Source organism: Paucilactobacillus nenjiangensis (genome assembly GCF_008632615.1).
In the GTDB taxonomy this organism is placed as follows: Bacteria; Bacillota; Bacilli; order Lactobacillales; family Lactobacillaceae; genus Paucilactobacillus; species Paucilactobacillus nenjiangensis.
Genome location: NZ_CP043939.1, coordinates 434788 through 455821 on the forward strand (window position 1 = coordinate 434788; position 21034 = coordinate 455821).

Below are 21034 nucleotides of genomic sequence, written 5' to 3' on the forward strand. Positions count from 1 at the left end.
TAAGGAGAAATTAATTGGAAGTTAGTATTGGATATTGGATAGGATTTTTTGCCTTCATTGTCGTAATGTTGTTACTTGATTTAGGTGTGTTTCATAAAGGAAACGAAGCGCCCACTATCAAGTCATCTTTACTGTGGAGTGCATTTTGGATTGGGTTAGCTTTCTGTTTTGCCGGCTGGATTTGGTCATATGCCGGGGCAAGTTATTCGTTAGACTTTATCACTGCTTATTTATTGGAAAAATCGTTAAGTATTGATAACTTGTTCATCTTTATCTTGGTCTTCGGCTTCTTCAAAATTGATGTTAAATACCAGCATCGATTACTATTCTGGGGTGTCTTTGGAGCCTTAGTCATGCGAGTAATCTTCATCTTCGCTGGAGTGGCCTTATTGGACAAATTCAAATGGCTAATGATTATCTTCGGAATCTTCCTGATTTACACCGGGATTAATATGTTGTTTGAAAAAGATGGTGGCACCAAGAGCTTGAACGATAGTCCGATTATCAAAGTCATTCGTAAAGTGATTCCCATTAAAGAAGATGCGACTGAGCCTCATTTCTTAACCAGAGTTGATGGTAAACTAATGGCGACACAATTCTTAGTAGCCTTGCTCTTTATTGAAGCATCGGACTTACTGTTTGCGGTTGATTCGATTCCGGCCGTCTTATCAGTTTCTCAAAATACTTTTATTGTGGTCACTTCTAACATCTTTGCAATCATGGGATTACGTTCGTTATACTTCGCGCTAAACGGCGTCTTACCACTATTCCGTTATATTAAATATGCGCTGTCAGTGATCTTAGCCTTTATCGGAATTAAGATGGTCTTGAATGAGAGTGCGCACTACTTTGGTTGGCATTTTCAAATTTCAAACGTCGTGTCATTACTGGTGATTGTCGTGTTAATTACGATTGCCATCGTTGCCTCAATCATCGTTGATAAAGCGGAACAACGTAAAAAAATGTAATTCGTATAAAAAAGGACTTTTCCATCGCGGAAGAGTCCTTTACTTTTTGGCCAAAATAATTATTCTTAAAATCAGGTTTGCTAAGGTAGAAATAATAATTGCCAGTACCATCGCTGAATAGAGTGGCAGCATGAATGATTGTAAGGTGGTGGCAATATCAACTGTTTGGGTGATGAAAGTCATGATTAAAGAAATGACCGCCATGACAATGATGAAGAAGACAACGCCGGATAAAGAACTGTTTAAATCGGACCGACTTAAGTCAAAACCACCCACACAAATGTTAATCAGCACTAAAATCCAAATGATAATCCCGATGATTCCATATGGTGAATCGGAAAATAGGCTCAAATCAGAAATTGACTGGGTACTGACGTAGGTTTGCCACGAAGATAGAGCGTTTGGTACTAACCACTTTGAAAGCAACCAAATGACTATCGTATTGCCAATAATTGGGGCGATCCCGATGAATAAATTTCCCAATCGTTGATAAAAATTTGACCGATTAAAGCTATGTGACACATAACCTAACGCTTGGTCATCCGGATCATTTTTCTTAGGAAAACGAACGAGGCGAAACTTTTCAATTTTATGACGAAAAATCAGTGCCATAATCAGATGGCTGGATTCATGAATGGCAATGCCAATGAAGCCCATCCAGATTTGAGCATTATAGCCAAAATAATTGGCCGTAATCTTTTTACTGTTGTGATTGACTAACACTAAAAATGTGCCAAAAATAATAGGAAAAATGGCGACATACAGTAATAAATATCCAAAATTTGTGATGAGGGAATTTGTCATAGTTTATCTTTCTATCGTTTTAAGTCGACAAACTTGCCATTGACGACTGATGCCATATCTGCAGCGTTGATTTTTATGGAACGACCAATTTTACCGGAAGAAACATAAATTTCTGGTACGGTCGTGGCTTCTTGATCAATATAGATCGGGTATTTGAACTTTTCGTAAATACCAATTGGAGTATTGGCACCATGTTCATAACCGGTCGTTTTGAGTAAATCAGTTAAAGGTACCATCGACACCTTTTTATTGCCAGATTCCTTGGCTAGTTTTTTTTCATCCAAATGCCAATCCACAGGTACCACGCCAACGACTGGACCCGTAGTTGGCCCTGTGAGAACTAGGGTTTTATAGATTAAATGTTCATCTATGTCACCATGATTAACGTCTAGTTGTTGAACGTCGCCCTCTTGTTTGGTGGGAAATTCGGTTTGTTCATAATTGACTTGATGTTTATCGAGAATTTGTTCAACTAAAGTTTTTTTAACTTTCTTTTTTTTACCCATGAGTAACCTCCAAATAAGTTTCGTTGGGTCGGACCAATTTTATTAAAGTATACATCCAATTAGAAAATCTGTTATACTTTTGAGAGAATAGAATAACGAGTGCCAAAATATAGGAGTTAGTTTTCATGGCAGATTTAGTATACCGCAAGATAATGCATGACCTCAAAGCGCGAATTTTTAACCAAGAATTCGAAAATAAAAAATTACCAGATGAACGTAGTCTGAGTGAGTCATACGGCGTGAGTCGTAGTTCCATTAAACGTGCGTTAAACGTGATGGCTCAACAAGGAATTATTTTTAAAAAACGTGGTTCAGGAACCTTCATTAATCCACTGTATTTAAAAAATCAGTCGCTCTTTAATTATGAAGGAACTAACCTAGGTGTGACAGATAGTTTTCATATGGCCGGTAAACATCCTAGCATTAAATTACTTGATTATCAGGTTATTCCAGCTAGCAAGGAATTACAACAAGATTTATTCTTGGGACCAGATGATTTTGTCTATGAAATCAAACGGTTACGCTTATTTGATGACGAACCAATCATCATTGAAACTGGCTATATTCCTATTAAAGTGATGCCAGGATTAACGCAAAAGGTAGTCAAAGGTTCAATCTTTAATCACTTATCTGAAATCGAAGGCAAGTCAGTTACCAAATCATTTATGTCGATTTTGGCCGAACCATCCAATGCCAAGGATCAAGAACTACTGGGATTAACTGAAAATGAACCAGTTGGAATCATGGAAGGAATTTTCTTCTTGGATGATGGAACCCCATTTGAAGTTTCCAATATGCGAGTTCATTACAAGTATTTAAAATATAATACATTTGTTAGTTTAGATGAAGAATAAGATGAATTCTTCATCTTTTTTTATCGATAAATTCAAATTATCGACTTAAATCAGCCATTTTTTTAGACTATGATGAGGTCTGAAGCGTTTATTTACTTGAATTACAATATGTCAATAAAAATTGGACCGTATCAATTTTCAAAAAAGTTGACTTTTTCGAAAATGTAGGTAAAATAGTCATTGTAAATTGTTACTTAGGTATATTTACGTAAGTCGCATCAAATACTATGTTGTTATTAATTCATTTAATTTAAGGAGTGTTAATTTCATGGCAGTAGATTTTGATTCAAAAGAATATCTAGCTAAAGTCGATGCTTGGTGGCGTGCTACCAACTACCTTTCAGCAGGTATGATCTTTTTAAAGAACAACCCTTTGTTCTCAGTTACAAATACACCAATCCAAGCTGACGATGTTAAAGTTAAGCCTATTGGTCACTGGGGTACTATCTCAGGCCAAACTTTCCTTTATGCTCATGCTAACCGTTTAATTAACAAGTTTGATTTAAACATGTTCTATATCGGTGGCCCAGGTCACGGTGGACAAGTTATGGTTACCAACAGTTATTTGGATGGTTCATATACTGAAGCCTACCCAGAAATTACTCAAGATGTTGAAGGTATGACTCGCTTATTCAAGCGTTTCTCATTCCCAGGTGGAATTGGTTCACATATGACTGCCCAAACACCAGGTTCACTTCATGAAGGTGGAGAACTTGGATACTCATTATCACACGCAACTGGTGCTATCTTAGATAACCCAGACCAAATTGCATTTACTGTAATTGGTGATGGTGAAGTTGAAACTGGACCTGCCATGACAGCATGGCACTCAATCAAATTCGTTAACCCTAAGAATGATGGTGCAGTATTGCCTATCTTAGACTTAAACGGATTCAAGATTTCAAACCCAACTATTTTCTCACGTATGAGTGATGTTGAAATTACTAAGTTCTTCGAAGGACTTGGCTACTCACCTCGCTTTATTGAAAACTCAGATATCCATGATTACATGGCTTATCACGAATTAGCTGCTAAGACATTTGATGACGCTATCCGCGATATCAAAGACATCCAAAATGACGCACGTGAAAACGGTCGTTACCAAGATGGCGAAATTGCAGCATGGCCTGTTATCATTGCTCGTTTACCTAAGGGCTGGGGCGGACCTAAGTTCGATACAGCAGGAATGCCTATCGAAAATTCATTCCGTGCTCACCAAGTGCCATTGGGTCTTGCACAACACAAGTTGGCAGAATTGCCTGAATTCGAAGAATGGTTGAATTCATACAAACCAACTGAATTGTTCAACACTGATGGTTCACTTAAGGACGAAGTTGCAGCTATGGCACCTAAGGGTGACAAGCGTATGGCAAGTAACCCAGTTGCTAATGCCGGCCGTCGTCGTGGTGAAAAAGCTCCAGAACTAGCTATGGCTAGCTGGAAAGACTTCGCCAACGAAATTACTCCAGAAAACCGTGGAACTGAATTAGCTGATGCTAACCGTAACATGGATATGAACGTACTTTCTGGATTCTTTGCTGATATTGCTAAGAAGAACCCAACTACATTCCGTATCTTCGGACCTGACGAAACTATGTCAAACCGTCTATGGGATATGTTCAAGGTTTCTAACCGTCAATGGATGGAAGAAGTTCACGAACCAAATGACCAACATGAAGGTCCTGAAGGCCGTATCTTAGATGCACAACTTTCAGAACATCAAGCTGAAGGTTGGCTAGAATCATATACACTTACTGGTCGTACTGGTGTCTTCACATCTTACGAATCATTCCTTCGTGTAGTGGATTCAATGATTACTCAACACTTCAAGTGGATTCGCCAAGCTGCAGAACAACCATGGCGTAACGATTATCCATCATTGAACTTGATTTCTACATCTACTGTATTCCAACAAGATCATAATGGATACACTCACCAAGATCCAGGTATGTTAACTCACTTGTCTGAAAAGAAGGCTGACTTTGTTCGCCAATACTTGCCAGGCGATGCTAACACATTACTTGCTGTCTTTGGTCGTGCATTTACTGAACGTCAAAAGATTAACCACGTTGTTGCTTCAAAACAACCACGTCAACAATGGTTCTCAGTTGATGAAGCTGAAACACTTGCTAACGAAGGTTTGAAGACAATCGACTGGGCATCTACTGTTGCTGAAGGTGAAGACGCTGATATTATTTTCGCATCTGCTGGTGTTGAACCAACAAACGAATCATTAGCTACTATCGACCTTATTCATGAAGCATTCCCAACTGTTAAATTCCGTTATGTAAACGTTGTTGAATTAAACCGTCTACAAAAGAAGAATGGTAAGCAAAATGCTGACCGTGCTTTGACTGACGCTGAATTTACTAAGTTCTTCGGCGAATCAGGAACTCCTGTATTATTCGGATTCCATGGTTACGAAGACTTGATTGAATCATACTTCTACGAACGCGCTCACCTCGGTTTGAGTGTTCATGGATACCGTGAAGATGGTGATATTACTACTGCATACGACATGCGTGTATACTCACAATTGGATCGTTTCAACCAAGCTAAAGATGCTGCTTCATTGTTAGCTGCTAAGGGAGCAATCTCACAAGCTGACGCTGATGCATTTGATAAGAAGATGGATGCCATCTTGGCTAAGCATTTCGATGTTACTCGTAATGAAGGACATGATATTCCTGAATTTACTGACTGGACATGGAAAGCTGTTAAATAATTAACATTGTTAATTGAAGGAAGCTTCTGCTCATCGAATGAGTAGAAGCTTTTTTTTGTTTGAGTTATACTATTGTTATTAAATAACCGGGAGGAACTTGTGTCATGGAATTAAACCAAAAAACAATTGAAGATTGGCTCAATGGACTCGGCATTGATTTTGCTGGGGCCGTAGAAGTAGTTTGGAATGACAATGCGCATATTATTCACGTTACCGTTGATGAAGATAAAATTACGGAATCTCGTGAAAAGATTATTGCCATCGTGAAAGATAACCTTGCTAAAGGGGTTATTACGGAAGATAATGCCAAAGAAGTGATTGAACACCTCTTTGTCACTGAATTTTACTTAGAAGGATTCTAAACAAGCCTAGGTATTGTTAAAAATCAATGGTAAAATATTATTAATTTGATTAGAAGGAGATTTTCATGACAGAAGTAATTGAAACAAAAAATGCTCCAGCAGCTTTAGGCCCATATTCACAGGCGATTAAAGTTGGCAACACCTTATATGGATCCGGTCAAGTTGGAATTGATCCAGAGACCGGTAAATTGGTTGGATCAGATATCGAGAGCCAAACCAAGCAAGTCTTTGATAATATCGCGGCAGTGGTAGCGCACGCTGGCTTCACACGCAATGACATTGTTAAAACTGTGATTTTTCTCGATGATGTTAATCAATTTGATAAGGTAAATGAGCTCTATGCAGATTTCTTCTCAAACAATCTAATTTTACCAGCTCGCTCAACGGTAGAAGTTTCTAAACTACCAGCGGGTGCATTAATTGAAATTGAATATGTTGTTAGTAAATAACATGAAAACACCAAAATCGTAAATATTATGATTTTGGTGTTTTTTTATCGTAAATTACAAAATTAGCTAGGTAAAACCATTTAAACACGAACATTAAATGATATTTTAATATAAATGTATGTAAAACGTGTTGACTATCTGACAGTTCGTTGTTACACTAAGAGTGAAATTTGAATAGTAGGGAGAACATGATGAACAAAATCGCCGTTGTGATGGGATCAATTTCTGATTGGCCCACAATGCAATTAACAACCCAGTTACTTGAACAACTCGGATTAGACTTTGAACCAAAAATCATTTCTGCACATCGAATGCCACAAGAACTACAGACGTTTTCACAAAATGCCAAACAAGATGGCTTTTCAGTTATTATCGCTGGTGCTGGTGGAGCAGCACATTTACCAGGGATGCTAGCCGCCAATACCATTCTACCAGTGATTGGTGTTCCAATTGAAAGCCACGCATTAAAGGGAATGGACTCACTACTTTCAATCGTCCAAATGCCAAGCGGAGTACCAGTAGCTACGACAGCCATTGGGAAAGCCGGCGCCAAAAACGCTGCTTTATTAGCAGCAGAAATCTTAGCAATCAATGATGAACAAATCGCTCAAAACTTACTAGATTTTCGCCAGAAACAAACCGAGGAGGCCATCAAAAGTGCAGACCAACTCAAATAAGGTCGTATTGCCAGGACAAACCATTGGAATTGTAGGTGGCGGCCAACTTGGACAAATGATGTCATTTGCCGCCAAACAAATGGGTTATAAGGTGGGCATTTTGGATCCGACTCCTGATAGTCCAGCCGGGCAAGTCAGCGATTTTCAAATTGTGGCTGAATACGATGACCATGATGCGTTAATTAAATTGGCCAAACAAAGCGATGTCTTAACTTATGAGTTTGAAAATGTCGACGTCCAAACATTAAATGAAGCAGCACAATATACGCAATTACCTCAAGGAACCAAAATCCTTGAAATCACTAGTAACCGAATTAATGAAAAAAACTTCTTAAAAGAACACGGAATTCCGGTGACACCATTTAAAGCAATCGAATCTTTAGATCAACTTGAAGGGGCAGTCGCAGCACTCGGGTTTGGTAGCATTTTAAAAACGGCGAGTGGTGGCTATGATGGTCACGGCCAGCTCGATATCAATGATCAAATTGACATTGAAGTGGCAGATGATTTGTTAAGCCACGGCGAATGCATCTTAGAAAAGAAACAAGATTTTGTGAAAGAATTGTCAGTCATGGTGACTCGCAGTAGTCAGGGTGAAATTCAGGTTTTTCCAGTTTCTGAAAATATTCATCGACATCACATCTTGATGGAAAGCATCGTGCCCGCACGTGTGAGCGAAGCCACCAAACAAATGGCGGATAATATTGCGACACAGATTGCTCAAGCATTTGAATTACGAGGCGTGCTTGGCATTGAATTTTTCATGTTAGCCAATGGCAAGTTGTTGGTTAATGAGTTAGCGCCACGACCACATAATTCGGGACACTATTCAATCGAAGCTTGTAACGTGTCTCAATTTGAAGCCCACATTCGTAGTATCTGTGGTTTGGCGATACCACAGATTTTTATGTATCAAGCAGCGGTGATGGTCAATATTCTAGGTCGCCATCAGGAATCAACAAGGGACTTGTTACCGACGCGACCTAACTGGCATTATCACGGATACGGCAAGGCCGAGCCAAAAATTAACCGGAAGATGGGCCACATTACCATTTTGAATAATGATTTAGAAGCAACACTCAAAAATTTAAAATCAGAAAATATCTGGGAGGCATAACAATGCAAAAACTTGCAGTGATTAAAGAGGGAAAAGCAAAACGCTTTTACGAAACTGATGAAGATGGCGTCGTTTGGGTCGAATATTTAGATCAAGCCACTGCCTTAAACGGTAAGCGAAAAGATCATATTGAAGGCAAAGGGAGTCTGAATAACCAAATTGATACAATTTTATTTGAAAATTTGATGGACAATGGGATTAAAACCCATTTCATTAAGCAAGTTTCAAGTAATGAACAGTTGGTCAAAACTATGAAGATGATTCCTCTAGAAGTTGTGATTCGTAACGCAGCTTCTGGTAGCTTTCAACGTAAATTTCAAATTGATTACCTCAAGCCACTGAATCCACCAGTTGTGGAAACCTTCTATAAATCAGATGCCCTCGATGACCCATTTATCAATGAGAGCCAAATCTTAGCCCTAGAAATTGTGACTGATGAAGAATTAAATTTCATTACTGATTATGCTTTAAAAGTAAATCAAGTTTTATCAACTCGCTATGCGCAAGCCGGCTTGAAGTTAGTTGATTTTAAACTTGAATTTGGTAAAACCAATGATGGCGAAATTGTGTTAGCTGATGAAATTTCCCCAGATAATTGTCGCTTAGTCGATCAGGACACCTTAGCATCGTTTGATAAGGATGTTTTCCGTAAAGATACAGGTGATTTGGTAGATGTTTATTCAGAAGTGTTACGTCGGTTGGTAGAAAGCAAGGAGGCTGCAAATGTATAGTGTCAAAGTGTATGTAACCTATAAAGCATCAATTCTGGATCCCCAAGGTGAAGCAGTCAAAACCGCCTTACATCGTCTCGATTTTACAAATGTCGAATCAGTGACTCAAGGTAAGTATTTCGAATTAATGATTAAAAAAACTGGCAAAAATATCGATGAACAAGTTGAAGAAATGTGTACGGAACTATTAACCAATACCAACATGGAAAGTTACACTTACGAAATTGAAGAACTGACAACCGTGGAGGGCTAATCAAATGAAATATGCTGTGATTCGTTTTCCAGGCTCGAATTGTGATTGGGACATGTTCTATGTTTTACGTGATCAACTACATGTCGAACCAATCTTTGTCGATTATCGTGAAACTGAATTACCAGAAGATGTTGCTGCGGTTTTAGTACCGGGTGGCTTCTCATATGGTGATTACTTACGAAGTGGTGCAATTGCTCGTTTTGCCCCAATTATGACGGACGTCAAACGGTTTGCCGGTGAAGGAAAACCTGTTTTAGGAATTTGCAATGGTTTCCAAATTTTGACGGAAGCTCGTTTATTGCCCGGAGGTTTACGTAAGAATCAACATCTTGAATTTGTTTGTCAGCAACAAGAACTGTTCGTTCAAAATAATCAAACCGCCTTTTCGAACCAATTTGAACAAGGTGAAAAAGTGATGATGCCAGTAGCTCATGGTGATGGCAATTATTACTGTGATGAAGCAACCCTTCAACAACTGAAAGATAACCATCAAATTGTGTTGACGTATTCTGAAAACCCAAATGGCAGTATTGATGATATTGCTGGAATTGTCAATGAGCAAGGCAATGTGATGGGGATGATGCCCCATCCTGAACGTGCGAGTGAAGATATTTTAGGCGGAACGGACGGATTACGTTTATTTCAAAGCTTTGTTGAAAACCAACAATTACAAAAATAAAAACACACGGTAAATACCAAGGGGAGAATAACCGATGATTGAGTTGCAACCACGCGAAATTGAAGCGCAAAAATTGTATGAACAATGGGGTTTAAGCGAAGCCGAATTTGATAAAGTTCAAGAACTATTAGGTCGCTTACCAAACTTTACTGAAACTGGTTTGTTCGCGGCAATGTGGAGCGAACACTGTTCATATAAAAATTCAAAGCCACTTTTGAAGCAATTTCCAACCACTGGTAAAAATATTCTGCAAGGACCTGGAGAAGGAGCCGGTATTATTGATATTGGTGATGGCCAGGCCGTTGTTTTCAAAGCTGAAAGTCATAATCATCCAACTGCAGTAGAACCTTATCAAGGTGCGGCAACAGGGGTTGGTGGAATCATTCGCGATATTTTCTCCATGGGTGCTCGTCCCATTGCTATGTTAGATAGCCTTCATTTTGGCTCACTAGATGACGCGCATACCAAGTATTTAATTGATCAAACCGTTGCCGGCATTGGCGATTATGGTAATTGTATTGGTATTCCAACTGTTGGTGGCGAAATGACTTTTGAAGACGTTTATCAAGGCAATCCTTTGATGAACGGAATGTGTGTTGGACTTTTAGATTCAGTTCAACAACAAAAAGGTGCCGCTGCTGGTGCCGGAAATTTAATTTTCTACGTGGGTGCCAAAACTGGACGTGATGGTATTCAAGGGGCAATTTTCGCGTCTGCTGAATTTAACGATGAACAAGAATCACAACGGTCTGCCGTTCAAGTTGGTGATCCATTTGCAGAAAAAATGGTGATGGAAGCTTGTTTGGATTTAATTGAAAATCACGCAGATATTTTAGTTGGAATTCAAGACATGGGTGCCGCTGGATTAGTTTCATCTTCTGCTGAAATGGGTGCGAAAGCCGGTTTTGGAATGGATTTGAATCTTGATTTAGTTCCTCAACGTGAAGATGGCATGATTCCTTATGAATTGATGTTGTCTGAATCGCAGGAACGGATGTTGTTATGTATTAAAAAAGGGTATGCAGCTGAAGTGATTGACTTGTTTAACCAATATGAAACTGAAGCAGTCGAAATTGGCACTGTTCGTGATGACCAACAATATATCTTACATCAACATGGTGAAGTAGTTGCAGATGTTGACGTGAAGGCGTTAGTTGATGAAGCGCCCGTTTATCGTAAACCTAGTGCTCGTCCCGCTCGTTTAGATCAGCCGAGTGCAGGCTTTGAACCTGATGCTTCCAAGTTAGCTGACACATTGATGTCAGTCTTACAACAACCAGCTATTGCTAGTAAAGAAAGTGTTTATCGTCGTTACGATTCACAAGTCCAAACCAATACGATTGTCTTACCTGGTTCTGACGCAGCTGTGATTCGCGTACGCGGGACTAACAAAGCCTTAGCGATGACCACGGATGCCAATCCACGTTACTTATTCTTGGATCCTCATCAAGGCGGTCAAATTGCGGTTGCCGAAGCTGCTCGTAACATTGTCGCTTCTGGAGGCGTACCACTAGGAATTACTGATTGTTTGAACTTCGGTAGTCCTGAAGATCCAGAAGTGTACTATGAACTGGAACAAGCTACTAAAGGAATGTCAGAAGCATGTCGCCAATTTGAAACACCCGTTATTTCAGGAAATGTTTCCTTATATAACGAATTCAATGGTGAAGCCATTTATCCAACTCCAATGGTTGGAATGGTTGGCTTGATTGAATCACTCGATTACGTAACCACCCAGAGTTTTAAGAATTCCGGTGATTTACTTTATGTCGTTGGTGAAACCAAAGCCGACTTCAATGGTACTGAAATTCAAAAAATGCAAACTGGTCAAATCGAGGGTCAATTATTCGATTTCGATTTAGCCACCGAAGCTGCTAATCAACAATTAGTCCAACAAGCTATCCGCGCCGGATTGGTCAATAGTGTTCATGACATTTCTGAAGGTGGATTGGCCGTGGCAGTTGCAGAAAGTACTTTTGATAATGAAATTGGCGCTCAACTTAACGTTGACATGCCAGCCAGCTGGCTCTTTTCTGAGACACAATCACGCTTTGTTGTTTCAGTTCCCGCTACTCACCAAGCCGCCTTTGAAGAGTTAACTGGCGCACAAGCCATTGGTCAAACTGGTGGCGACCAATTAACCATTACGACTAATGATTTTGATATGAATCTTGATGTTAAAACTGCGAAGAAGGCATGGAAGGAGGCACTCGCTTGGCAAATGAAGTAAAAGGCTTAAACGAAGAATGTGGTGTGTTCGGTGTTTGGGGCGACAATCAAGCCGCGCAACGCACTTATTTTGGACTCCATAGTTTACAACATCGCGGTCAAGAAGGTGCTGGGATTGTGGTACGTAATGATGACGGGAAACTTGTTGGCCATAAGGGAATGGGCTTATTAGCCGACGTTTTTGATCGACAAGAGACAATTGATGAATTAATTGGCACTGCCGCCATTGGCCATGTGCGTTATGGAACGGCTGGCAGCCACGGGATTGAAAATATTCAACCCTTAAACTTTCATTACACTGACTACGACGTTTCGTTGGCCCACAATGGTAATCTGACTAATGCGGTCAGTTTACGTCGTCAACTTGAAGAAAACGGCGCAATCTTCCAATCTAACTCGGATACTGAAGTATTGATGCATTTGATTCAACGTCAACCACAAGCAAAATTTGAAGATCGTTTAAGTGCCAGCTTACGCCAAATTGAAGGTGGCTTTGCCTATTTGATTTTGACTGACCATGCCTTGTATGCTGCACTTGATCCAAATGGATTCCGTCCACTAGTCATTGGTCATCTCGAAAATGGTTCTTGGATTGTAGCAAGTGAGACCTGTGCTTTAGACGTTGTCGGAGCCAAATTTGTGCGTGACGTCCAACCTGGTGAATTAATTACCATTGATGACGAAGGTTATCGCGTGAGCAAATATACTGAAAATACCCAGTTAACAATCTGCTCAATGGAATATATTTATTTTGCGCGTCCTGATTCAGATATCTATGGGGTTAATGTGCATTTAGCTCGTCAACGTATGGGGCGCCAAGTGGCTCGAGAAAACAACATTGATGCTGATATTGTGGTCGGCGTTCCTAATTCTTCCTTATCAGCCGCATCTGGTGTGGCATTGGAGTTAGGCATTCCGGACGAAATGGGATTGATGAAAAACCAATATAGTACGAGAACTTTTATCCAACCTACGCAAGCTTTACGTGAACAAGGCGTCAAAATGAAATTGTCTGCCATTCGTGCAGTGGTCGAAGGTAAAAAAGTCGCGTTAGTTGATGATTCAATCGTGCGCGGTACTACCAGTACTTATATCGTTAAAATGTTACGTGATGCTGGGGCCAAAAGCGTCCACTTGCTAATTGCCTCACCACCGTTAAAATACCCATGTTTTTACGGAATTGACATTGAACATACGCGTGAATTGATGGCTGCTAATTATACGGTCGAAGAAATGCGCGAACAAATTGGTGCCGATTCATTAAGTTTCTTGAGCCTTGAAGGATTAATCAAATCAATTGGTTTAAATCAAGATGCACCGAATGAAGGCTTATGTGTTTCTTACTTTGATGGCGAATATCCAACGCCCCTCTATGATTATGAAGCCACTTTTGAAAATCCAAAAACGGCAAATGATCATGTACTTACCGCAACTTTAAATCAGGAGGTCAATACAAATGCCTAACGCATATGAACGGGCCGGAGTGAACATTGCTGCCGGGGATGAAGTAGTTCAAAATTTGAAGAAAAAAATGTCGCAACAAGATTCTCATGTCCTCGGACAATTGGGAGGTTTCGCAGGCCTGTATGAAATGGATGAGAGTCAACTCGATTCACCTGTTTTAGTAGCTGGAAGTGATGGCGTGGGAACTAAAGTGTTATTAGCCTCCGCGGCGAATAAAGTTGATACGATTGGGCAAGATTTAATTGCCATGTGCGTCAATGATTTGTTGGCACAAGGAGCATTACCTTTATTTTTCCTCGATTATATGGCGTTAGCCGAAGTCAAACCCGAACAGATTGACATTATTTTGAATCGAATTTTAACTGTCTGCCAAGAAAACGGCATTGTGTTGTTAGGTGGAGAAACAGCTGAAATGCCCGGGGTATATCAACCTGGACACTTTGATTTAGCTGGTTTTGCAGTTGGCTTGGCTCCCAAAAGTCAGTTGCTAAATCCGGCCAATGTTACAGCTGGTGATATTTTAATTGGTTTACCTTCAAGCGGATTACATAGTAACGGTTTTTCGTTAGTCCGCAAAATTTTGTTTGACGATAATGATTTTCAATTTGATGATCATTTAGATGAATTAGATGCAACATTGATTGATGAATTATTAAAGCCAACCAAACTGTATGTGGAAGCAATGAAACCATTGTTACAAAAGAAGCTAGTCGCTGGTGCAGCACATATTACTGGCGGAGGTTTGTTGGAAAATGTACCACGGATGTTGCCAGCAGATTTACAAGCTGAAATTGATATCAGTACTTGGTTAAATCAACCAATCTTTGATGTCTTAGTCCAAAAAGGTGATTTATCGGTTGAGGACCGCTACGAAACCTTTAATATGGGGTTAGGGATGGTCTTAGCAATTCATCCAGAACAACTTGCAGAGGTTGAATTGGCTTTGGGTGATGAAGTCCATTACCAAATTGGTCAAGTGACACCATTAACTGGAGATCAACAAGTAAAATTGTTGGGAGAAAAAGATGATTAATATCGCAATTTTCGCATCAGGAACAGGCACAAATTTTTCTGCATTATTAGACAAAATTCAATCTAGTGAATTGAATATTAATGTGGTTTGTTTGGTTTGTGATCATCCCGATGCATTAGTCGTACAACGCGCTAAAGACGCTAATATTCCTGTGTGGGCACACGAAATGAAAGAGTTTGAGAATAAGCACGATTATGAAACAGCAATTGCACAATATTTAACATCATTAAAAGTTGATTTACTTGTCTTAGCTGGCTATATGAAAATTGTTTCGGATGTCTTACTGACAGCTTATCCGGGAAAAATTATTAATATCCATCCTGCGATGTTACCAAAATTTCCAGGCCGTCATGGGATTGAAGATGCGTTTGCTGCCGGAGTTAGTTCTACAGGTGTTACGGTTCATTACGTCGATTCCGGCGTTGATAGCGGCCCCATCATCGCACAACAAGCCGTCGAAATCTTGCCATCAGATGATATTGACACTCTAGCCACTCGCATTCATGACGTTGAACATGTTTTATATTTTGACAGTTTATGCAAAGTAATAGAGCGTGATTTCAATCGGTAAGTGGAGTGTGAGGCATTTCGCACAGCGGCTGAGCATAGTGAAGAATAACAAAGATTACGGGTTCAGTAATCGAGTTATTCAAGGCTAGGCGGAAGTCGTTGAAATGAGGAGCCGATTCAAGTAGAACAAATTGTTAGGGACTTCAAAAAATTAATCAATTAAAGGGGTAAATAAACACATGAAAACAGCATTACTAAGCGTTTCAGATAAAACAGGTGTCGTTGATTTCGCCAAAGGTTTAACTAACTTAGGTTATCGATTAATTTCAACTGGGGGAACCAAAAAAGTAATTGAAGATGCAGGTATTGATGTGACTGCAGTCGAAGAAGTTACGGGATTTCCTGAAATGCTAGATGGGCGTGTGAAAACACTTCATCCACGAATTCATGCTGGCTTGTTAGCTCGTCGTGATTTGCCAGAACATATGCAAGCACTCAAGGATCATAATATCGATACGGTCGATTTGGTCGTAGTTAATCTTTATCCGTTTAAAGAAACGATTCAAAAGGATGGAGTGACTGAACCAGATGCAATTGAACAGATTGATATTGGTGGACCAAGCATGTTGCGTGCTGCTGCTAAAAACTTTGCTGATGTGATTACAGTTGTTGACCCTAACGAATATAATAATGTTTTAAATGCAATCCATGATGGCTCAGATGATCGAGCTTTCCGTCGTAATTTAGCTTTACAAGTATTCCGCCATACTGCGGCCTATGATGCATTAATTGCTCAATATTTGGGCGGTGACGAAGAATTCCCAGATAGCTTAACGCTAACCTACAATAAGGTTCAAGCACTGCGTTATGGTGAAAATAGCCACCAAAAGGCAGCTTTTTATGAAGACGCAATGCCAGAACTATTCTCAATCACTCAAGCGGAACAGCTTCATGGTAAAGAATTGTCATTTAACAATATTAAGGATGCTGATGCCGGTTTACGGATGAGTGCAGAGTTTGATCAGCCAGCTGTGGTGGCAGTCAAGCACATGAATCCATGTGGGATTGGACTAGCAGATAATATTGAAGAAGCTTGGGACCGCGCGTATGCTGCAGATAGTACTTCAATTTTTGGTGGGATTATTATCTTGAATCGGAACGTTGATTTAGCAACGGCTGAAAAAATGCATGCGTTATTTTTGGAAATGATTATTGCACCAAGTTTTGACGATGATGCATTTGAAGTGTTAGCTAAGAAGAAAAACTTGCGGTTATTGACGGTTGATTTCGATGCGCGTCCAGAAGCCGCATTAGAAACAGTCTCGGTGATGGGTGGATTGTTGCGTCAAGAACAAGATTTAGTTCACGAAACAATTGCTGACTTCAAAGTCGTTTCTGAAAAACAACCAACGGAGCAAGAATTAAAGGCATTAGAATTTGCACAAATTGTCGCTAAACATGTTAAAAGTAATGCAATTGTCGTGGCAACCGATGAAATGACACTCGGGATTGGGGCTGGCCAAATGAATCGGGTTGGTTCAGCTGAAATTGCCATTACACAAGCAGAATCTGCTGATAATTATGGTCAAGCCGTCCTAGCTTCTGATGCATATTTCCCAATGGGCGATAGTGTCGAATTTGCAGCCAAACATGGTATTAAGGCAATTGTTGAACCAGGTGGTAGTATACGTGATCAAGAATCTATCGACAATGCCAACAAATATGGTGTCGCCCTTGTCTTTTCAGGAAGAAGACACTTTAGACACTAGAAATGAGTGCAACAAGAAGCGTTCAGCTGCTGAGGATTAACTGAACAACTGTGTTAATCGGTTTAGGATTAATACAGTTATTATTGTTAAACGTAGGCAGTTGCTTTGTGGCGCACGATTATGAAAAGTTGCGTCACTGACCGTATAGCCAATGAGCATTAACAAAGCATCTCTAATTGTGATTTATACAATTGGAGATGTTAAGTTAAGCGGAGTTGGTTGTTCAGTGAAAGCACGATTATAAAAAAGTTGTGTCACTGACTGTATAGCCAATGAGCACTAACCTAGACAAAAATTTTATCTGATTTATGATAAAGGTGTTGTCGTAGTTAGGTAAGTAAGTTGCTGATTTGAGCACATTTCGGATCAAAAGTGAGATTTATCAAAACCAAAATAATGATTACAGGAGTTTTCATCATGGCAAAAGTTTTAGTCATTGGTAGTGGGGCGAGAGAACATGCCATCAGCCGCCAATTTTTGAAAAGTGAACAGGTCGAAAAAGTATTCGTAGCACCAGGGAACCCTGGGATGGTTACGGCCAATTTAGAATTAGTTCCAATTGACGAATTAGCGTTTGATGACTTAGTTAGTTTTGCTAAAACTGCTAGTATTGATTTGACTTTTGTCGGTCCAGAAGTGCCACTTCAAGCGGGAATTGTTGACTGCTTTTTGGATGCGGGACTCAAGATTTTTGGCCCCACCAAGAGTGCCGCTCGGTTAGAAGGCTCGAAAACTTTTGCCAAAGAACAAATGACGCAAGCCAATATTCCAACCGCTAAATATCAAAACTTTTCCGATGAAATCAAGGCTGATCAGTATTTGAAGACAGTTGATTATCCAATTGTGATTAAATCAGATGGTTTAGCAGCCGGTAAAGGCGTAGTTATAGCTCAAAACTATGATGATGCAATTGAGACTGTTCACGAAATGCTGGCAGAAAATAAATTTGCTGCGGATGAAATTGTGATTGAAGAATTTTTAAAGGGACAAGAATTCTCATTTTTTGCATTTGTCAATGGCACAGAAATCATACCAATGCCATTAGCACAAGATCATAAGGCAGCTTATGATGGTGATAAGGGTCCTAATACGGGCGGCATGGGTGCGTATAGTCCAGTTCCTCAAATACCAGATGAAATGCAGGCAGAGGCGTTTGATACAGTGATTAAACCGATTGTGGAAACTCTGCAAGCCAATGAAAATCCATTTTGTGGTATTTTATATACCGGTTTAATTGCCACCGATAATGGTCCTAAAGTAATTGAATTCAATGTCCGTTTTGGTGATCCAGAGACCTCAGTTGTATTGCCTCAATTAAAGAGTGATTTTTACAGCCTGCTAGTCAAATTGTTGGACAACCAACCACAAAAGGTTGAGTGGGATATTGGGCAAACGTACTTATGTGTCGGTGTTGCATCAGAAAATTATCCAATGAGTTCTGGCTCAGGGGTTAATTTAAACGCGTTTAATCAATTACCAGCTCAGTTACATGTCGATTATGCGGGGACTAAACTTGATGGTAAAGCACTAGTGAGTGCTGGCGGCAGAATCCTAAGTGTCGTAACCAATGCAGATAGCGTTGAACAAGCACAAGATAATATTTATCAATGGTTGGATCAACAATCACTTGATGGATTACGTTATCGGCATGATATTGGTGACAAAGGATTAGAACCATTTCATGTAAATAGCTCGAGATATAAATAAATCAAAATATGGATTGACGGAAAGTAATTTCTGGCAATCCATTTTTATTTTCCAAAAGCACTTGCATTTGAGGTGAAAATAATTTATAGTGTAATAGTAAACTAATACACTAGCAAACAAGGAGGGCTGATTGAAATGCAGTTCGACGATAAAGTACCAATTTATTATCAAATCAAACAATACATTTACAAAGAAATTATCATTGAACACCTTAACCCAGGCGACAAGTTACCTGCAGTTCGACAATTAGCGGTTGATTTGACAGTCAACGTTAATACTATCCAAAGAGCGTTGAGCGAGTTAGTGGAAGAAGGAGTCCTAATCACACAACGCGGTAAGGGGAATTTTGTGACAACCGATATGGAAAAATTAGTTAGTTTAAAACAACATGTAGTTGAAGAACAAATTGAAGTGATGTATGACCATTTAACGGAACTACAAGTCACTCCAGATGAAGTCTTAGAATATTTAACAGCCTACATGAAGCAAAGAAAGGAACAAGATAATGGATAATTTATTAGTCATTGATCAGCTCACTTACAAGCGCAACATGCGGGTCTTGTTAGACGACGTTTCGTTAAGTATTCCAGCCGGATCAATTATTGGTTTGCTGGGAGATAATGGGGCTGGTAAAACAACTTTAATGCGATTAATTTCTGGTGCTGCAACCAATTATAGTGGGAGCATCATCATTGATGGTGAAGTTGATAAGCCTACTATGAAGGGGCTCGTTAGCTTCAGTGAACAACTTAACGGGGCGGCAACTGACGCCAAATTAGAGGATTTAGCCAAATTTTATGATACGATTTATCCAGAATTTAGTATGGATAATTTCAATCAATTAGTTTCGAATTTTAATTTGAATCTCAAACAGAAACTCAGTCAATTATCCAAGGGGATGCGTCGTAATTTTGTCATTTCAGTTACTTTAGCACGACGAGTAAAACTGTATTTATTGGATGAACCTTTTGATGGAATCGACAGCATGAAACGTAAAAAAATCATTGAAAATATCTTGGCCTGGATGCCAGATGACGCCTCAGTGATTATTAGTGATCATCATGTCACGGACATTGCTAATTTATTGGATCAAGTGGTGATTATCAAGAATCGAACGATTGTTAATCAGATTGATGCCGATAAGATTCGTGAGGAATATAACCAAAGCATTGAAGAATATTACGAAAGTTTCTATAAGGAGGTAAATGACCATGCCTAGTTTTGCAAAATTAACGGGTGCACTTTTTCGCGACAAGGTTCGCGCTGTGCATATGGTAGTGGGTATCGAAATTATTGGAACAATTGTATCTATAATTTTAATGTTCATATCTAATTCAAAAGGGTCAATGACTGATTCAATTTTAGCGACAACCCTTGGAATTGTAATGTTAGCAGCAGGTATCATGTTTTTGGTGTTGGCAATTCGACAGGAACGAGTTTGGACAAAAAACTTTTACCGTTTAATTCCTGTCTCTGATGCGAAGTTATACCTGGCAAATGTCTTATCCGTCGTTTGTAACTATATTTACTTCGGCATTTTACAATTGATTCTTTTGTTGGTATTCAATATTGGTAGTTGGCATTATTTTAAATACATGAAGGAACTTACCCCTTCATTGTACGGAGTGACCTTTTCAACTTTGTTAATTTTAGTTTTGACCACGCTATTCTTTTGGATTTTCTTTTCATTAATTCATTTGATTGTGGAAGCTCTGAGTTCATTTTTACCAACCTTACATGAGCGGTTGTATCGGATTGTCTTGTACGTGGTTGTCTTTTATGTGGTAATCAAAGTAATCAGCTACATTAGCGGCATGGTGGTTAAAGTGGTATCTAGTGTCTTTTCATTTAATATGACACATGCGGATGCGATGAGTACTGCTGCCGGTTCAATGCTAGTGGCATCAGGTTATATGGCAGTAGCCATTATTTTACTTTCATTTATTAATGTTTTCATCTTAAATAAATGGGTTGAAACTAATCCACAAAGTACTTAAAAAAAGTAAGTGTGACATAAGTCGTTCAGCTCTTGAGGATTGCTACGACGTCCATTGAACTACGGCGAAATTCGCCAAGTTCAAATGGCAATTTCGAATGATGGATGATTTGCACTTAGAATCTTCCATCATTCGTTATTAAACGAAGAGAGTTGATTTATGGAACCGATTAAAAAAAGTCTCATCAATCCTTGATTGAT

21 protein-coding genes are annotated in these 21034 nt (G+C 39.4%); 19 read left to right on the forward strand and 2 right to left on the reverse strand.

What is annotated here, in order from left to right; all coding sequences use genetic code 11:
* The first annotated feature begins 14 nt into the window (after window positions 1-14).
* The gene (locus tag F0161_RS02170) at window positions 15-968 is read left to right on the forward strand and encodes a TerC/Alx family metal homeostasis membrane protein (RefSeq protein ID WP_150203512.1); all 954 of its coding nucleotides are present in this window, start codon (window positions 15-17) and stop codon (window positions 966-968) included.
* Between the two features lie 39 nt (window positions 969-1007).
* On the opposite strand, the gene F0161_RS02175 is transcribed toward F0161_RS02170, so the two are convergent.
* Window positions 1008-1772 carry a hypothetical protein gene (locus F0161_RS02175; RefSeq protein WP_150203514.1) on the reverse strand — a complete coding sequence of 255 codons (765 nt, stop codon included), beginning with the start codon at window positions 1770-1772 and terminating at the stop codon, window positions 1008-1010.
* 11 nt (window positions 1773-1783) lie between these two features.
* Window positions 1784-2278 (reverse strand): YbaK/EbsC family protein, encoded by a 495-nt coding sequence (locus F0161_RS02180; protein ID WP_150203516.1) that lies wholly within the window; start codon window positions 2276-2278, stop codon window positions 1784-1786.
* Window positions 2279-2403: 125 nt separating this feature from the next.
* On the opposite strand from F0161_RS02180, the gene F0161_RS02185 reads away from it, so the two are divergent.
* From F0161_RS02185 to F0161_RS02270, 18 genes are all read left to right on the forward strand, one after another.
* A complete protein-coding gene (locus F0161_RS02185; protein ID WP_150203519.1) occupies window positions 2404-3132 on the forward strand; it encodes a GntR family transcriptional regulator in 729 nt (242 codons plus the stop codon).
* Between the two features lie 268 nt (window positions 3133-3400).
* A complete protein-coding gene (locus F0161_RS02190) occupies window positions 3401-5857 on the forward strand; it encodes a phosphoketolase family protein (RefSeq protein ID WP_137602205.1) in 2457 nt (818 codons plus the stop codon).
* Window positions 5858-5961: 104 nt separating this feature from the next.
* Window positions 5962-6219, forward strand: coding sequence for a hypothetical protein (locus F0161_RS02195; RefSeq protein WP_150203520.1), 258 nt, complete (start codon window positions 5962-5964; stop codon window positions 6217-6219).
* Between the two features lie 65 nt (window positions 6220-6284).
* Window positions 6285-6668: a Rid family detoxifying hydrolase gene (locus F0161_RS02200; RefSeq protein WP_150203522.1), complete on the forward strand. Its 384-nt coding sequence runs from the start codon at window positions 6285-6287 to the stop codon at window positions 6666-6668.
* A gap of 191 nt (window positions 6669-6859) precedes the next feature.
* Window positions 6860-7345 (forward strand): 5-(carboxyamino)imidazole ribonucleotide mutase, encoded by a 486-nt coding sequence (purE, locus tag F0161_RS02205; protein ID WP_150204614.1) that lies wholly within the window; start codon window positions 6860-6862, stop codon window positions 7343-7345.
* Entirely contained in the window at window positions 7326-8462 is a 1137-nt protein-coding gene (gene purK / locus F0161_RS02210; protein ID WP_150203524.1) for a 5-(carboxyamino)imidazole ribonucleotide synthase, read from the forward strand. The genes purE and purK overlap by 20 nt, the downstream gene beginning before the upstream one ends.
* Window positions 8463-8464: 2 nt before the next feature.
* Complete coding sequence (gene purC / locus F0161_RS02215) at window positions 8465-9193, forward strand: phosphoribosylaminoimidazolesuccinocarboxamide synthase (RefSeq protein WP_137601483.1); 729 nt, start codon at window positions 8465-8467, stop codon at window positions 9191-9193.
* Entirely contained in the window at window positions 9186-9446 is a 261-nt protein-coding gene (purS, locus tag F0161_RS02220) for a phosphoribosylformylglycinamidine synthase subunit PurS (protein ID WP_137601482.1), read from the forward strand. The genes purC and purS overlap by 8 nt, the downstream gene beginning before the upstream one ends.
* A gap of 4 nt (window positions 9447-9450) precedes the next feature.
* Window positions 9451-10125 carry a phosphoribosylformylglycinamidine synthase subunit PurQ gene (gene purQ, locus F0161_RS02225; RefSeq protein ID WP_150203526.1) on the forward strand — a complete coding sequence of 225 codons (675 nt, stop codon included), beginning with the start codon at window positions 9451-9453 and terminating at the stop codon, window positions 10123-10125.
* A gap of 34 nt (window positions 10126-10159) precedes the next feature.
* The gene (purL, locus tag F0161_RS02230) at window positions 10160-12355 is read left to right on the forward strand and encodes a phosphoribosylformylglycinamidine synthase subunit PurL (protein ID WP_150203527.1); all 2196 of its coding nucleotides are present in this window, start codon (window positions 10160-10162) and stop codon (window positions 12353-12355) included.
* The gene (purF, locus tag F0161_RS02235; protein WP_150203529.1) at window positions 12340-13818 is read left to right on the forward strand and encodes an amidophosphoribosyltransferase; all 1479 of its coding nucleotides are present in this window, start codon (window positions 12340-12342) and stop codon (window positions 13816-13818) included. Before purL ends, purF begins: the two co-directional genes overlap by 16 nt.
* On the forward strand, window positions 13811-14851 hold the full coding sequence (gene purM / locus F0161_RS02240; protein ID WP_137601478.1) for a phosphoribosylformylglycinamidine cyclo-ligase: 1041 nt from the start codon (window positions 13811-13813) through the stop codon (window positions 14849-14851). The genes purF and purM overlap by 8 nt, the downstream gene beginning before the upstream one ends.
* Window positions 14844-15422 (forward strand): phosphoribosylglycinamide formyltransferase, encoded by a 579-nt coding sequence (gene purN / locus F0161_RS02245; RefSeq protein WP_150203531.1) that lies wholly within the window; start codon window positions 14844-14846, stop codon window positions 15420-15422. Before purM ends, purN begins: the two co-directional genes overlap by 8 nt.
* Window positions 15423-15600: 178 nt before the next feature.
* Window positions 15601-17130, forward strand: a complete 1530-nt coding sequence (gene purH, locus F0161_RS02250; protein ID WP_150203533.1) for a bifunctional phosphoribosylaminoimidazolecarboxamide formyltransferase/IMP cyclohydrolase — start codon at window positions 15601-15603, stop codon at window positions 17128-17130.
* Window positions 17131-17547: 417 nt separating this feature from the next.
* Entirely contained in the window at window positions 17548-18837 is a 1290-nt protein-coding gene (gene purD, locus F0161_RS02255) for a phosphoribosylamine--glycine ligase (protein WP_150203535.1), read from the forward strand.
* Window positions 18838-18972: 135 nt separating this feature from the next.
* Complete coding sequence (locus F0161_RS02260) at window positions 18973-19350, forward strand: GntR family transcriptional regulator (protein WP_150203537.1); 378 nt, start codon at window positions 18973-18975, stop codon at window positions 19348-19350.
* Window positions 19343-20056, forward strand: coding sequence for an ATP-binding cassette domain-containing protein (locus F0161_RS02265; protein ID WP_150203539.1), 714 nt, complete (start codon window positions 19343-19345; stop codon window positions 20054-20056). The genes F0161_RS02260 and F0161_RS02265 overlap by 8 nt, the downstream gene beginning before the upstream one ends.
* Window positions 20049-20834: a hypothetical protein gene (locus tag F0161_RS02270; RefSeq protein WP_150203541.1), complete on the forward strand. Its 786-nt coding sequence runs from the start codon at window positions 20049-20051 to the stop codon at window positions 20832-20834. Before F0161_RS02265 ends, F0161_RS02270 begins: the two co-directional genes overlap by 8 nt.
* Window positions 20835-21034: the final 200 nt, after the last annotated feature.